13 protein-coding genes are annotated in these 13,398 nt (G+C 70.6%); 12 read left to right on the top strand and 1 reads right to left on the bottom strand.

Going from position 1 to position 13,398, the window contains the following annotated elements:
- Nucleotides 1–143 precede the first annotated feature (143 nt).
- Entirely contained in the window at nucleotides 144–1,016 is an 873-nt protein-coding gene (locus ACTWP9_RS01085; protein WP_443244003.1) for a S1 family peptidase, read from the top strand.
- A gap of 69 nt (nucleotides 1,017–1,085) precedes the next feature.
- Complete coding sequence (locus ACTWP9_RS01080; RefSeq protein ID WP_443244002.1) at nucleotides 1,086–1,940, top strand: S1 family peptidase; 855 nt, start codon at nucleotides 1,086–1,088, stop codon at nucleotides 1,938–1,940.
- Nucleotides 1,941–2,049: 109 nt separating this feature from the next.
- Here the strand turns inward: ACTWP9_RS01080 and ACTWP9_RS01075 are convergent, their stop codons facing one another.
- Nucleotides 2,050–3,087 (bottom strand): chitinase, encoded by a 1,038-nt coding sequence (locus ACTWP9_RS01075; protein ID WP_443244001.1) that lies wholly within the window; start codon nucleotides 3,085–3,087, stop codon nucleotides 2,050–2,052.
- 233 nt (nucleotides 3,088–3,320) lie between these two features.
- On the opposite strand from ACTWP9_RS01075, the gene ACTWP9_RS01070 reads away from it, so the two are divergent.
- The 10 genes from ACTWP9_RS01070 (at nucleotide 3,321) to ACTWP9_RS01025 (ending at nucleotide 13,369) form a co-directional block, all read left to right on the top strand.
- A complete protein-coding gene (locus ACTWP9_RS01070; RefSeq protein WP_443244000.1) occupies nucleotides 3,321–4,628 on the top strand; it encodes an Nramp family divalent metal transporter in 1,308 nt (435 codons plus the stop codon).
- Nucleotides 4,629–4,957: 329 nt separating this feature from the next.
- On the top strand, nucleotides 4,958–5,974 hold the full coding sequence (locus ACTWP9_RS01065) for a hypothetical protein (protein ID WP_443243999.1): 1,017 nt from the start codon (nucleotides 4,958–4,960) through the stop codon (nucleotides 5,972–5,974).
- Nucleotides 5,971–6,717, top strand: a complete 747-nt coding sequence (gene cpaB / locus ACTWP9_RS01060; RefSeq protein WP_443243998.1) for a Flp pilus assembly protein CpaB — start codon at nucleotides 5,971–5,973, stop codon at nucleotides 6,715–6,717. Before ACTWP9_RS01065 ends, cpaB begins: the two co-directional genes overlap by 4 nt.
- A 7-nt stretch (nucleotides 6,718–6,724) precedes the next feature.
- Nucleotides 6,725–8,551 carry an AAA family ATPase gene (locus ACTWP9_RS01055; RefSeq protein ID WP_443243997.1) on the top strand — a complete coding sequence of 609 codons (1,827 nt, stop codon included), beginning with the start codon at nucleotides 6,725–6,727 and terminating at the stop codon, nucleotides 8,549–8,551.
- A gap of 6 nt (nucleotides 8,552–8,557) precedes the next feature.
- Complete coding sequence (locus tag ACTWP9_RS01050; RefSeq protein ID WP_443243996.1) at nucleotides 8,558–8,959, top strand: TadE family protein; 402 nt, start codon at nucleotides 8,558–8,560, stop codon at nucleotides 8,957–8,959.
- 13 nt (nucleotides 8,960–8,972) lie between these two features.
- A complete protein-coding gene (locus ACTWP9_RS01045) occupies nucleotides 8,973–10,340 on the top strand; it encodes a CpaF family protein (protein WP_443243995.1) in 1,368 nt (455 codons plus the stop codon).
- Between the two features lie 11 nt (nucleotides 10,341–10,351).
- A complete protein-coding gene (locus ACTWP9_RS01040; RefSeq protein ID WP_443243994.1) occupies nucleotides 10,352–11,338 on the top strand; it encodes a type II secretion system F family protein in 987 nt (328 codons plus the stop codon).
- 3 nt (nucleotides 11,339–11,341) lie between these two features.
- A complete protein-coding gene (locus ACTWP9_RS01035; protein WP_443243993.1) occupies nucleotides 11,342–12,232 on the top strand; it encodes a DUF5936 domain-containing protein in 891 nt (296 codons plus the stop codon).
- A 244-nt stretch (nucleotides 12,233–12,476) separates the two neighbouring features.
- Nucleotides 12,477–12,680 carry a hypothetical protein gene (locus ACTWP9_RS01030; RefSeq protein WP_443243992.1) on the top strand — a complete coding sequence of 68 codons (204 nt, stop codon included), beginning with the start codon at nucleotides 12,477–12,479 and terminating at the stop codon, nucleotides 12,678–12,680.
- 53 nt (nucleotides 12,681–12,733) lie between these two features.
- Nucleotides 12,734–13,369 carry a hypothetical protein gene (locus tag ACTWP9_RS01025; RefSeq protein ID WP_443243991.1) on the top strand — a complete coding sequence of 212 codons (636 nt, stop codon included), beginning with the start codon at nucleotides 12,734–12,736 and terminating at the stop codon, nucleotides 13,367–13,369.
- Nucleotides 13,370–13,398: the final 29 nt, after the last annotated feature.

Below are 13,398 nucleotides of genomic sequence, written 5' to 3'. Positions count from 1 at the left end.
CCGCCTCCCCGATAAACCGAGCCACGCCCCCGGAATCCGGTCTCCCGATTCCGGGGGCGCTCTTGTGGTGGGCGTCAACTGGCCCAAGAATGCACGGCGTCAGACCGAACGAACCTTCGGTATCAAGAGAGGAACCCCCACCTGTGAACAGACCTCTCGCAACCTCACTCTCCGCCGCGCTCTTCGGCGCCGCGGCGCTCACCGGCATAGCCGCGGCACCCGCGACGGCTGCCGACAGCGGCAAGGCAGCCCCCAATGCCGCGCCCAAGGCAGCCCCCAAGGCCGCGCCCTCCTTCGAGGGCACCGTCGCGCTCAGCAATTGCTCGGGCTCCGTCGTCAAGATGCCCAACTCGAAGCCCGGCGACCCCGCGCTGGTCCTCTCCAACGGCCACTGCCTGGAAGAGGGCATGCCCGAGCCGGGACAGGTCATCACGGACAAGTCGTCCAACCGCTCCTTCACGCTGCTGAAGGCCGATGGTGGCGACGCGGGCACCGTCAAGGCCACCAAGATCGCGTACGCGACGATGACCGACACCGACGTCTCGCTCTACGAAGTCGGCTCCACCTACGAGGAGATCGAGTCGAAGTTCGGCATCAAGGCACTCGACGTCGAGGCGGCCCACCCCCCGAAGGGCAACGCCATCACCGTCGTCTCGGGCTACTGGAAAGAGAAGTACGGCTGCGCCATCGACGGCTTCGCGTACCAGCTCAAGGAAGACGGCTGGACGATGAAGGACTCGATCCGCTACACCGCGGACTGTCAGACCAAGGGCGGTACCTCCGGCTCTCCCGTGATCGACAACGCCTCCGGCAAGGTCGTCGGCGTCAACAACACGCGGAACGAGAACGGCGAGGAGTGCACGCTCAACAACCCCTGCGAGGTGGACGAGAGCGGCAAGACCACCGTGCACGAGGGGATCGGCTACGGCCAGCAGACCTACATCGTCGCGCCGTGCGTGGCCGAGGGGAACAAGATCGACCTCAGCCGCGAGGGCTGCACGCTCCCCAAGCCGTAACGCAGCAGTGCTGTACGGACGTTGGGGCGTTCCTATCCCTGTCACCCGATCCGGAAGAATGAGGAGTACATGAGAAAGCCCCTCGTCAGTACGCTCGCGGCGGCGCTGTTCGGCGCCGCCGCACTCACGGGCATAGCCGCGGCACCGGCGGCTGCCGCCGACAGCGGCAAGGCGGCCCACAAGGCAGCCCCCTCCTTCGAGGGTACGGTCGCGCTCAGCAACTGCTCGGGCTCCGTCGTCAAGCTGAAGGACTCCAAGCCCGGCGACCCGGCGCTCGTCCTCTCCAACGGCCACTGCCTCCAGGAAGGCATGCCGGGCGCGGGCGAGGTCGTGGTGAACAAGAAGACCAGCCGCGACTTCACGCTGCTGAACGCGGACGGCAGCGACGCCGGGAAGGTCCACTCGAACAAGATCGCGTACGCGACGATGACCGACACCGACATCTCCCTGTACGAGACGACCTCCACGTACCGGCAGATCAAGCAGAAGTACGGCATCGACGCGCTGAAGCTGGACGCCAAGCACCCGCGCCAGGGCCGGGACATCACGGTCGTCTCCGGCTACTGGAAGGAGAAGTTCGGCTGCTCCGTGGACGGCTTCGCCCATCGGCTCAAGGAAGCCGCCTGGACCTGGAAGAACTCCATCCGCTACACCATGGCCTGCCAGACCAAGGGCGGCACCTCCGGCTCCCCGGTGATCGACAACGCCACCGGCAAGGTGATCGGCGTCAACAACACCCACAACGAGGACGGGGAGCGCTGCACCCTCAACAACCCGTGTGAGGTGGACAAGAGCGGCAACATCACCGTCCGCCACCTGAACGCCTACGGCCAGCAGACCTATCTGATCAACCCCTGCTTCGGCCGCGGCAACCAGCTCGACCTCGACGCGCGCGGCTGCGTCCTGCCGGAGCCGAAGAAGTAGCACGTACGGCGCCGGACGCCCCGGGCCTTCGGTGGCCCGGGACGCCCGGCTGTGGGGGGTGGCGGACGTCCGGTGGGTGGGTTGGATGGGTTACGGCAGGTTCGGCCGGTTACGGCAGGCCGTGTACGTGCGGGCCCACCGTGCTGGACCACTTGTTGCCGTTGCTGGCGTCCCACGCCGTGGACCAGGTCATCGCACCGCGGATGCCGGGCCACTTCTCGTCAGGGGTGAAGCTGCCGCAGCCGGTGCCCTTGGCGAGGCAGTCCAGCGCGTTGTTGACCACGCCCGGATCGACATGGCCGGAGCCCGCGGCGCTCGGTGAGGCGGGGGTGCCGATGCCGACCTGGGAGGGGTCGAGACCGCCCTTGATCTGTACGCAGGCCAGCGCGGTGAGGAAGTCCACGGTGCCCGCGGAGTAGACCTTGCCGTCGCAGCCGTTCATCGAACCGCTGTTGTAGTACTGCATATTGACGACGGTCAGATAGCTCTTGATGTTGAGCGCCGTCTTGAAGTACTCGTTCTGCGGCGACTGCATGTCGACCGTCTGCGGCGCCATCGTCACCACGACATCGCTCTTGGCGGCGTGGATCGCGTCGAGGGCCTTGGTCATGTACGTCGAGTTGAGCCCGTTCTCCAGGTCGATGTCGACGCCGTCGAAGCCGTACTTGTCCATGAGCGAGACGATGCTCTTGGCGAAGGCGTCGGCGGAGGCGTCGTCGCTGACCGAGACGGCGCCCTTCTCGCCGCCGACGGAGATGATCACGGACTTGCCGGCGTCGTGCTTGGCGGCGATGTCCTTCTTGAACTCCTCCTCGGAGTAGTTCAGGGCCGGGTCGAGTTTGAAGTCGACCTGACCCGGTGTGCCGGTCGCATCCGCGAAGGCGACGGCGATGATGTCGTACTCGTCCTGCACCTCGGCGAGGGTCTGGACGGTCGCGCCGTTGTCGAAGTTCTGCCAGTAGCCCGTGACGGCGTGGGCGGGCACCTGCGAGGCACCCACCTGGGGACCGGCTTGGGCGGTGGCGGGGGTCCCCGCCTGCGCGGCGGCCGGCCCGAGGGCGAACAGACCGCCCGCGGCCAGGGCCGAGGCGACGAGGCCGACGAGTACCCGGGGGAACGAAATACGTCTGGTACGGGAACGTGCCACAACTGCCTCCGGTGTGGGGGGAGAGGGGAGGTGGTGGTGCGCGTGCGCCGTACAACCTGGTCCAGACCAATGAGGTTGTCAAGGCATCGGACAGCGCTCGCCGGTGGCGCCGGACGCCGGCCCCGGGCACACGTCGTGGCCCGCGACCCCTTGTGCTGATCGTCCGCAGGCGGTTACATCACCTGCCACCTGCAGGTGGTCCACCCTCGAAGCTCGCGTACGGCGGAGGCGTCATGGCAGCGGAGGACATCACACCCGGCACGTCCAACGGCGCCGCGCCCCCGGAGCGCAAGGCCAGTTGGAAGATGATCGGCCCCGGCATGGTCGTCGCGGCGACAGGTGTCGGCGCCGGGGACCTGGTCGCCACGCTCATCGCGGGCAGCAAGTTCGGCTACACACTGATGTGGGCCGCCGTCATCGGCTGCATCATCAAGATCGCCCTCGCCGAGGCGACCGGCCGCTGGCATCTGGCCACCGGCCGCACCATCTTCGACGGCTGGCGCAGCCTCGGGCCGTGGACCACGGTCTACTTCGCGGTGTATGTCGTCATCTGGGGCTTCGTCTACGGCGCCACCGCCATGTCCTCCAGCGCGCTGCCGCTCCAGGCGCTCTTCCCGGACGTGATGCCGCTCAAGGCGTGGGCCATCATCACCGGTCTGATCGGCCTGGTGTTCGTGTGGACCAACCGCTACGCCATCGTCGAGAAGATCATGATGGTCTTCGTCGGCGTGATGTTCCTGGTCGTCGTCTACGTCGCGATCCGCGTCAGTCCGAACCTGGGCGACGCCTTCGCCGGGCTGCTCCCCGTGCTGCCGTCCGGCTCCATGATCTTCACGCTGGGCCTGATCGGTGGCGTCGGCGGCACCATCACCATGGCCGCGTACGGCTACTGGATCAACGCCAAGGGATGGGCCGACAGCAGCTGGATGAAGATGATGCGGCTCGACAACCGCGTCGCCTACATCACCACCGGCATCTTCGTCGTCGCCATGCTGATCGTCGGCGCGGAACTGCTGCACAGCTCGCAGATCGCCCTCGCCACCGGTGACAAGGGCCTGCTCGACCTGGACGAGGTGCTGGAGAAGCGCTTCGGCAGCTCCACCTCCACGCTCTTCCTGATCGGCTTCTTCGCCGCCTCCTTCTCCTCGCTGGTGGGCGTGTGGCACGGGGTGAGTCTGATGTTCGCCGACTTCGTGGAGCGGCTGCGGGCCGCGCGGGGCCTGGCCGCCGAAGCGGGCGTCGCGCCGCTCACCCGCGGCGAGCAGGAGCGCTCGATGCCCTTCCGTGCCTACCTGCTGTGGCTGACCTTCCCCCCGATGGCCCTGCTCTGGCTCGACCAGCCCTTCGCGCTCGTCGTCGCCTACGGCGTCCTCGGCGCCTTCTTCATGCCCTTCCTCGCCGCGACGCTGCTCTGGCTGCTCAACAGCGAGCGGACTCCGCGGGAGTGGCGTAATGGCTGGCTCAGCAATGTTCTGCTGGCCGCCTCTTGTGTGTTGTTTTTTGTTCTGTGCGTTCAGCAGGTGCGGGAACTTCCCTGGTGAGGCTTGCCATTTCCGGGTGCCCCTCCCGTTGTTCCGACGGGGGGTGCCTCTGCCTGAAGTTTGCGGGCTGCGGCTTGCGTTGTGGCTGATCGCGCAGTTCCCCGCGCCCCTGACGGGGCGCGTCCGCGTCACCCTGCTGCGCTTGCCCACCATGCCGGGTACGCAAGAGACGCCGGACAAGCCCTGCGGGGATTGGGGGCCGGGGTGGGGCGGGTAGTGGTCTCGCTGTTCCGGGTTCGGCGAACGGTTCGCGTTTCGGCGAACTGTTCACGGTGTGGGGGGCCATGGCTAGTGTGGTAGGCCGGTGGCGGGCTCCGGGGGAGGCGGATGTGTCTACGGCGTTAGCGGTCACCAGCCCCGACCACCTGCTGGCACCGCCCGACCGGCACACCCCGCAGGCCCATGTGCTCTCCCCGCCCAAGGAGCAGCCGCTGGCGGCGGCGCTGGCCGAGACGCAGTCCCTGCTCGAACAGCACGGCTACCTCGTCACCGTCTACCCGGCCACCCTTCCCACCGCCTTCCGGCACCGGCTGCACACCGTGCGCTCGCTGCTGGAGAGCAGCCGGATCGCGCTGCTCCCGGTGGAGCTGCCCCCGCTGGCGACCGGCGTGCTCGTACGGCAGCTGCGGCAGCTGTCGCTCTGCGACTTCACGCCCGGAGTGCTGGGCGCGGCAGCGCGGCTGCTGACCCACTACTTGTACGCGGGCGCCGTGCTCGGCTCGGTCGCCAAGCTGGACCGGGTGCCCGTCGCCGTCACCTCGCACGCCCGCTCCTGGCTGCCCGGCACCCAGTTCGCGGTCCTCGCGGCGCCCACTCCCGGGCTGGTCCGGCTGGGGACGCCCGACGCGGAAGAGGGGCTCACCGGACCGCAGTTCGCCACCCGGCTGACCGTCGCCCCCGGGCAGCTCTCCTCCGACTGGGCCATGCGTACCCTCCCGGCCCGCTGGCGGGTCGCCCAGGTGCAGGAGGCCCGGCTGCCGCGGGACTCGCCGGCCTGGTGGGGGACGGCCAGGCTGACGGAGTTCGTGGCCGCGATCCCCGATGTCTCGGTCCTCTACCAGCTGGTCGCCTCGGTGCGGCGGGACGAGTGCCATGGATGCGGCCTCGAACTGATCGGTGACCGCTGCGCGTTCTGCGCCACGCCGCTGCCGCCGACGCCGCCCGCACCGTCCACGCCAGCCGCACCGTCCACGCCAGCCGCACCGTCCACGCCACCTGCCGCCTCCGCGCCACCTGCCCCCTCCGTGCCACCCGTGCCACCCGCGCCGGAGGCGCCACCCGTGCCACCCGCGTCGCCCCCCGTGTCCGAGCCAGTCGTCGCCGACCCCCGAGGTATCCGTCCATGAACTCTCGCCAGCGCCGCGGCGTTCTTCTGCTGGTGCTCTCGGTCCTGTGCGCCCTCGCCGCGTTCGCCGGAGTGCTGGCCGTCGTCAGGAACGTGGAGTCGAAGGTGGGCGACGAGACGACGGCCTACAAGCTGAAGGAGGACGTGCCCGCCTACCAGGCGCTGACCGGCGCGCAGTTCACCAAGGTGTCCATGCCGAAGCGGTGGCTGCCCAAGACAGCCGTCACCGATCTGCGCGACATCCGCCGCAAGATCGCCGTCAACCCGCTGAAGAAGGGCTCCCTGCTCCAGTCCGACATGATGGCCGAGCGGCCCGAGCTCGCGGCGGGCGAGCAGGAGATCGCCATCATGATCGACGCGGAGACCGGTGTCGCCGGGAAGATCAATCCCGGCAACCGCGTCAACATCTACGCCACCTTCGAGGGCGAACAGCGCCCCGGCGCCAAGGGCGACGACAGCGGGACCAAGGCGCCGTCCGAGTCCCGCGTCATCGTCAGCCGCGCCAAGGTGATCGACGTCGGCGAGCTCACCCCGCTCGAGGACGACGGCGACCGCGACGAGCGCACCCGGCAGCGCGAACGCGACGGAGTGCCCATCACCTTCGCGCTGACCACCAAGGACGCCCAGCGCGTCGCCTACGCGGAATCGTTCGCCGAGCACGTCCGGCTCGCGCTGGTCGCACCGGGCGACGACGCGGAGGTCCCCGAGGAGGACCGCACCTACACGCTCCCCGGAGACAAGTGAGGCCCCGATGGTGATCCGCATCCAGCCGGCCGTCAGCGACCCGGACGCCGCCCGTCACCTCGTCACCCTGCTCAGCCGGCTCCCCGACGCCGAGCCGGTGCCGCCCGCCGTCGACTCCACCCAGCTGCTGGAAGCGCTCGACCGGCAGGCGGGCGAGGCACCCGCCGAGCTGCCCGAGGTGGTCCTCGTCCACGAGCGGATCGGCCCGGTGCCCGCGCTGGAGCTGATCAGCCGGATCGCCCTCCGGTTCCCCGCCGTCGGTGTCGTCCTCGCCACCCAGGACACCAGCCCCGCGCTGTACGCGGCGGCCATGGACGCCGGAGCGCGCGGCGTCGCCGGGCTGCCGCTCACCTACGACGAGTTGGCGGCCCGGATCGGCGCCGCCGCCAGCTGGGCCGCCGGGGTCCGCCGCCACCTGGGTGGGTACGAGGGCCGGGGGTACGGGAGCGAGCCGTACGGTCCCGGTGGGCAGGGCGCCGGCGGCACCCTCGTCACCGTCGCGGGTGCCAAGGGCGGTGTCGGCACCACCCTGGCCGCCGTCCAGCTCTCCCTGGCCGCGTGTGCCTCCGGCCGCAGCACGGTGCTGGTGGACCTGGATCTGCAGGCCGGCGATGTCGCCTCCCATCTGGATGTGCGCTTCCGCAGGTCCGTCGTCGACCTCGCCGGCATCAAGGACCTGACGCCGCGCGTCCTCCAGGACGCCGTCTATCTGCATGAGACCGGCCTCGCCCTGCTGCTGGCGCCGGAGGAGGGCGAGCGGGGCGAGGACGTGGACGAACGGGCCGCCCGGCAGCTGGTGGCCGCGCTGCGCTCGCACTACGAGATCGTCGTGCTCGACTGCGGCACCCAGATGCACGCGGGAAACGCGGCGGCCATCGAGGCGGCCGACCTCGCGCTGCTGCTGACCACCCCCGATGTGATCGCCGTACGCGGTGCCAAGCGCATGGTGCGGCTGTGGGAACGGCTCCAGATCCGCAAGGCGGAGGAGACCGTCACCGTCGTCAACCGGGCCTCCCGGCACACCGAGATCCAGCCGCAGCTCGTCACCCGTATCACCGGCAGCCCGGCAGCGCGTACGACGGTGCCGGCCAACTTCAAGGAGCTCCAGTCCGCGCTGGACGCCGGACGGATGCAGGACCTGGACCCCAAGGGCAGCGTCCGGCAGGCGCTGTGGGGACTCGCGGGCGAACTGGGGCTGGCCGTCGCACCGGACGGGGAGCAGCCTCGCGGGCTCGGCGCGCGGCGCCGGGGGAGCGGGCGAGCGCAGGGGAGCAGCGGCGGTACGGGCGCGGGCGGCACCGCCGGGCACAGACCCTCGCTGCCCCCGCAGTCGCGGCACGCCCTGCCGCCCGGCTCAACGCCCGCCACCCGGCCCGACCCCGACCCCGACCCCGGGCCCGGCCCCAACCCCAGCCCCAGTCCCAACCCCGGCCTCCGACCCGGCCCGGCGCCCGGCGCCTCCCGCCTCGGCTCCGACCGGGGCTCGCTGACCGTGGAGTTCGCCGGGATGGCGCCGATCGTGCTGGTCACGCTGGTGCTGCTGTGGCAGTGCGTGCTCCTCGGCTACACCTTCTCCCTCGCGGGCAACTCCGCAGACGAGGCCGCCCGCGCCGCCACCGCTGCCGCCGCCTACGGCGACCCGCAGGGCGCGTGCGAGGCCGCAGCGCGTGAGCACCTGCCCCCGAAGTGGCGCCAGGACGCCTCGGTCAGCTGCACCCGCGGCGGCACCGTCTGGAAGGCGAACGTCGACCTGCGGACGCCCCTGCTGTTCCCCGGCGCCGCCGGGCTGCCGTTCACGATCGGCGGCGAGGCGGGCGCGGCGGAGGAGGGATGAGGGGGCATGGCTGTTCCTCCGTACTGGCGCGACTGCGAGCGCGACCGCGGTTCCAGCGCACTGGAGTTCGCCGGGATGCTGCCGCTGCTGCTGCTCGTCGCGATGGCGGCCATCCAGCTCGGCATCGTCGGCTACGCGGTGCAGCAGGCGGGCACCGGCGCGCGGGCCGCGGCACGGGTGGCCTCCCAGGAGGAGATCGCGGACCGGTACGAGGCGAGCGGACGCGCCGCCATGTCCGACTGGACGGCGCGGCGCAGCAGTTTCGCGCTCGGAGGCGGCGGCGACGAGGTGAAGGTCACCACAAGAGTGACCATCCCCTCCCTCATCCCCGGCATGGACAGCCTCGGCACCGCGTCCCGCTCCGCGACCATGCCCAGCGACAGCGCCGAACGAGGGGGAGACGAATGAGCGAGGTCGGTCCATGAGTCTGCGCTCCCGTATCACCACGCACGAGAGCAGCACCGCGCGGAGCGGTGGCCCGTCCCCCGGGTCCCCCGTCGACAGCACCGGGCACCTGGTCTCCGCGTACCGCACCAAACTGCTGGAGGAGATCGACCTCGCCGAGATGTCGGCGCTCAGCCCCGCCGAGCGCCGCGCCCGCCTCGAACGCGTACTCGGCCACATCATCAGCCGTGAGGGCCCGGTGCTGGCGACCGGGGACCGGACGCTGCTGATCCGCCGGGTGGTCGACGAGGCCCTCGGGCTCGGGGTGCTCGAACCGCTCCTGGAGGACGGCTCGATCACCGAGATCATGGTCAACGGGCCGGACAACATCTTCGTCGAACGCGGCGGGCGCGTCGAACAGGTGCCGGTCCGCTTCGCCTCCGAAGAGCAGCTGATGCAGACGATCGAGCGCATCGTCTCCACCGTGAACCGCCGGGTGGACGAGTCCAACCCGATGGTGGACGCGCGGCTGCCGTCCGGTGAGCGGGTCAACGTCATCATCCCGCCGCTCTCGCTGACCGGCGCCACCCTCACCATCCGCCGCTTCCCCCGCGCCTACACCCTCGGTGAGTTGATCCACCTCGGGACGCTGGACGAGCACATGCTCTCGCTGCTCTCCGGGTTCGTCCGGGCCCGCTTCAACCTGATCGTCTCCGGTGGTACGGGCAGCGGCAAGACGACCCTCCTCAACGCGCAGTCGGCGCTCATCCCCGAACACGAGCGCATCATCACCGTCGAGGACGCCGCCGAACTCCAGCTCCAGCAGCAGCACGTCATCCGGCTGGAGACGAGGCCGCCCAACGTCGAGGGCAAGGGCCAGGTGACCGTACGCGACCTCGTCCGCAACTCCCTGCGGATGCGCCCCGACCGCATCATCGTCGGCGAGGTGCGCGGGGGCGAGACGCTGGACATGCTCCAGGCCATGTCCACCGGGCACGACGGCTCGCTGGCCACCGTGCACGCCAACAGCGCCGAGGACGCCCTGATGCGGCTCCAGACTCTCGCCTCCATGTCGGAGGTCGACGTCCCGTTCGAGGCCCTCCAGGACCAGATCAACTCCGCCGTCGACGTGATCATCCAGCTCGCGCGGCTGGCGGACGGCTCCCGCAAGATCGTGGAGATCGCCCTGCTGGCCTCCAACGGCCGCGAAACCTTCCAGATCGCGACGGTCTCCCGGTTCGCGGCCCGGCCCATGGGCCCCGACGGGCGGGTGCACGGCACGTTCGAACACCTGCCGCTGCCCCGCCGCGTCGCCGACCGGTTCCATCTGGCGGGCGAACCGGTGCCCGCGGCCTTCGGCGTGGCCCGCTCCGACGATCAACTCGCCACCCGGGAGGCGGTGTGAGAACCCGGACGATGCAGCATTCCGTGACCGTGGCGCTGGACTCCACGGCCGCGGCCCAGTTCGCGCTCGGTGCCACCCTGGCCGCCTGCGCCCTGGGCATCGCGGGAGTACTCCTCTTCGCCTCCGGGCGGGCCCGCCGCCGGGTCCTCCTCGAACGGCTCAGCGGGCACGAAGGCCCCGCCCTCGCCCTCCCGCCCGGCAGCGGCGGCAGACGGCGCCGCTTCGCGGGAGTGGACCGGCGGGTACGCGCCACCGGGCCCGGCCGCCGCCTCCAGGGGAAGCTGGCCCTCACCGGACTCGACCTCACGCCCGGCGAGTACGTCGTCTACCTGGCGGGCCTGGTGGCGGTGCTGTGGATGCTGGCCTCGTCCGTCCTGGCCCCCTTCTTCGGGCCGATCGCCGGACTCGTCGGCGTACTGGCCGCCAACGCCTTCCTGGGCCACCAGCGGCAGCGCCGCACCGAGCAGTTCATCAACCAGCTCCCCGAACTCGCCCGCATCCTCGCCAACGCCACCTCCGCGGGGCTGGCACTGCGTACGGCGTTGGGCATGGCCGCCGAAGAGCTGGAAGCCCCCGCGGGGGACGAACTGCGGCTGGTCACCGACCAGCTCGCGGTCGGCCGCTCCATCGACGACGCGCTGAACGAGCTCGCCGAGCGGCTGCCCTCCCGCGAACTCGTCGTGCTGGTCACCACGCTGGTCCTCGCCAACCGCGCGGGCGGCACCATCGTCGCCTCCCTGCGCAACCTCACCACCACGCTGGAGGAGCGCAAGGAGACCCGGCGCGAAGTACGCACCATGCTCGCCGAGGTCAACGCGACGGCCTTCACCATCCCGCTGCTGGGCCTCGGCGCCATGCTGATGATGAACTCGATGATGCCGGGCGCCCTCGCCCGGGTGACCGGCAGCCCGGTCGGCCAGGTCGCGATGGTCGTCGCCGTGGGGCTGTTCGCCGCCGGGTTCCTGGTCATCCGCCGCCTCGGCCGGATCGAGGTGTGAGACGTGATCGCTCTCGGACTGGCCGCGCTGCTGGCCCTCGCCGTCTACGGTGCCTTCGCGGGCCTCCGGATGTACCGCGCCGAGACCAGGCTGCCGCCCGATCTGGCCGTCGCCCTGGAGGTCGGCGCCACCCGCACCACCAAGGGCGAGGCCGCCGTCGACCGGCTCGGTATGCGGCTGGCGCCGCTGGTGCTGCGGCTGATGGGCCCCAAGCAGGTCGCCGCCAAACGCCGCAGGATCGACCAGGCCGGCAACCCCGGCGGCCTCACCCTGGAGCGGTACGCGGCGCGCCGCGCCGTCTACGGCGCGTTCGGCATCGTCATGGCCCTGGTGGGGCTGTCGGCCGGCAGCCTCTTCTTCACCGCGCTCGTGCTGGCCTTCGGCTGGTTCGCGGCCGATCTCGCCATCCGGCAGGCGATCAAGGACCGCCGGCGCGTCATCGAGCGCACCCTGCCCGACTTCCTCGACGTCCTCGCCGTCGTCGTCTCCGCGGGGCTCGGCTTCCGGCAGGCGCTGGAACGGGTCGCCGACCGCTACCAGGGCCCCTGGGCCGACGAACTGCGCATCACCCTGCGTCAGATGGACATGGGCGTCAGCCGCCGCCAAGCCTTCGACGAGCTGCGCAGACGCAACGCCAGCGACCAGGTCGACCAGTTCGTCACAGCCCTCCAGCAGGGCGAGGAACTCGGCGCCCCGATCGCCGAGACCCTCATCCAGATCGCCACCGACATGCGCCGCACCGACGCTCAGAACGCGCGCCGCAAGGCAGCCAAGACCGTCCCCAAAGCCACCATGACCACCATCGCCTTCCTGCTCCCCGGCACCCTCATCCTCATCGTCGCCACCTTCATCCTCGGCTCCGACACCGACTTCGGCGCGGTGCTGGGTGGCTGACGCCTGCGGTGGTCGGGACCGACGGTGCCCGACCCGCCGCCCACACAGGGAGCCTCAGCGTGAGGCGTTCCCCCTCACCCCATCGCCCTCCGCGGGGAGTTATGGCACAGTCTGCATTCGGGTAACGACTGTTAGCTACACCGCGGAGTGGCAACGGGAGGGGGCGCGCGCGACGTGACGTTACAAACCCGCGGCGGCCCCCGAGGGGGCGGCTCCGAGTCAGCCAGCAACGGAGGAGAACCCGATGTCGAGCGCCACCCGCGGGCGTATCCGCACCCGCCTGGACCTCATGCGGGGGCGCCCCGGAGACCGCGGCGCCAACTCGATCGAATACGCCGGCATCGTCATCCTCGTCGCAGGCATCATCCTGGCGATCCGGGCACTGGGGCTCGACGCGATGATCTCCGGCGCGATCGCCAACGCGGTGAGCGCCGTACTGGGTGGCTGACCGCGCGCCGTACGACCGGTGACAGCGGTCAGACGGTCCTGCTGTACGGCGCGGTGATCGCCGGACTGCTCTTCCTCGCCTTCGCCTTCTTCGCCGTGGCCCAAGCCGGAACGGTGCGTAACGGCGGTCAGACGGCAGCTGACGCGGCGGCGCTCGGAGCCGCCGAGGACGACCGGCAACAGTTCTTCGACGGCTTCCTGGACGCACTCGACGACGAGGACGGCTGGCGGGACTGGCTGGACGCGGTCGCCCCGCTGACCGGTGACGGCTGTGGTGCGGCAACACGCTTCGCGAACCGCAACCGGTCCGACCTGCGGGCCTGCGACCTGGTCACGCGCGACGGCGACGACGGTTACAGCGTCAGCATCGAGACGCGGTTCGACACGGGCAACACGATCATCCCCGGCACGGACAACAAGACGGCCAAGGCCACCGCCACCGCGGTGCTCAGACCGCGCTGCGAGGCCGACGACACCGGCGCCGGTGAGGACACCGGCGACAGCGGTGACGCCGGCGAGAGCGACGACACCGGTGACACCGGCGGAAACGGTGACGACCCCGACCCTGGCGCCGAAGCCGCCGAGGAGATCCAGCTCATCTGCGACGGCGAAGAGTTGACGATCGACCCCGAGGACGAAGGCGACGGCCTGAAACCGTCAGATCTCTTCTCGGTGGTGCTGGTCGAATGACGAGCGAACGACGAACGAGAGTCGAGTAC

The sequence above is a fragment of the Streptomyces sp. 3N207 genome, from assembly GCF_052246355.1.
Taxonomy (GTDB): domain Bacteria; phylum Actinomycetota; class Actinomycetes; order Streptomycetales; family Streptomycetaceae; genus Streptomyces.
The sequence above is the reverse complement of the archived record's forward strand: the minus strand, read 5'-3'. Positions and strand labels throughout refer to the sequence as shown.

Bases quoted from the DNA above. Each gene is read 5' to 3' on its own strand.
- ACTWP9_RS01050 (WP_443243996.1), top strand. From the start codon at position 8,558: ATGGCTGTTCCTCCGTACTGGCGCGACTGCGAGCGCGACCGCGGTTCC.
- ACTWP9_RS01030 (WP_443243992.1), top strand. From the start codon at position 12,477: ATGTCGAGCGCCACCCGCGGGCGTATCCGCACCCGCCTGGACCTCATG.
- ACTWP9_RS01040 (WP_443243994.1), top strand. From the start codon at position 10,352: ATGCAGCATTCCGTGACCGTGGCGCTGGACTCCACGGCCGCGGCCCAG.
- ACTWP9_RS01070 (WP_443244000.1), top strand. From the start codon at position 3,321: ATGGCAGCGGAGGACATCACACCCGGCACGTCCAACGGCGCCGCGCCC.
- ACTWP9_RS01080 (WP_443244002.1), top strand. From the start codon at position 1,086: ATGAGAAAGCCCCTCGTCAGTACGCTCGCGGCGGCGCTGTTCGGCGCC.
- cpaB (WP_443243998.1), top strand. From the start codon at position 5,971: ATGAACTCTCGCCAGCGCCGCGGCGTTCTTCTGCTGGTGCTCTCGGTC.
- ACTWP9_RS01055 (WP_443243997.1), top strand. From the start codon at position 6,725: ATGGTGATCCGCATCCAGCCGGCCGTCAGCGACCCGGACGCCGCCCGT.
- ACTWP9_RS01045 (WP_443243995.1), top strand. From the start codon at position 8,973: ATGAGTCTGCGCTCCCGTATCACCACGCACGAGAGCAGCACCGCGCGG.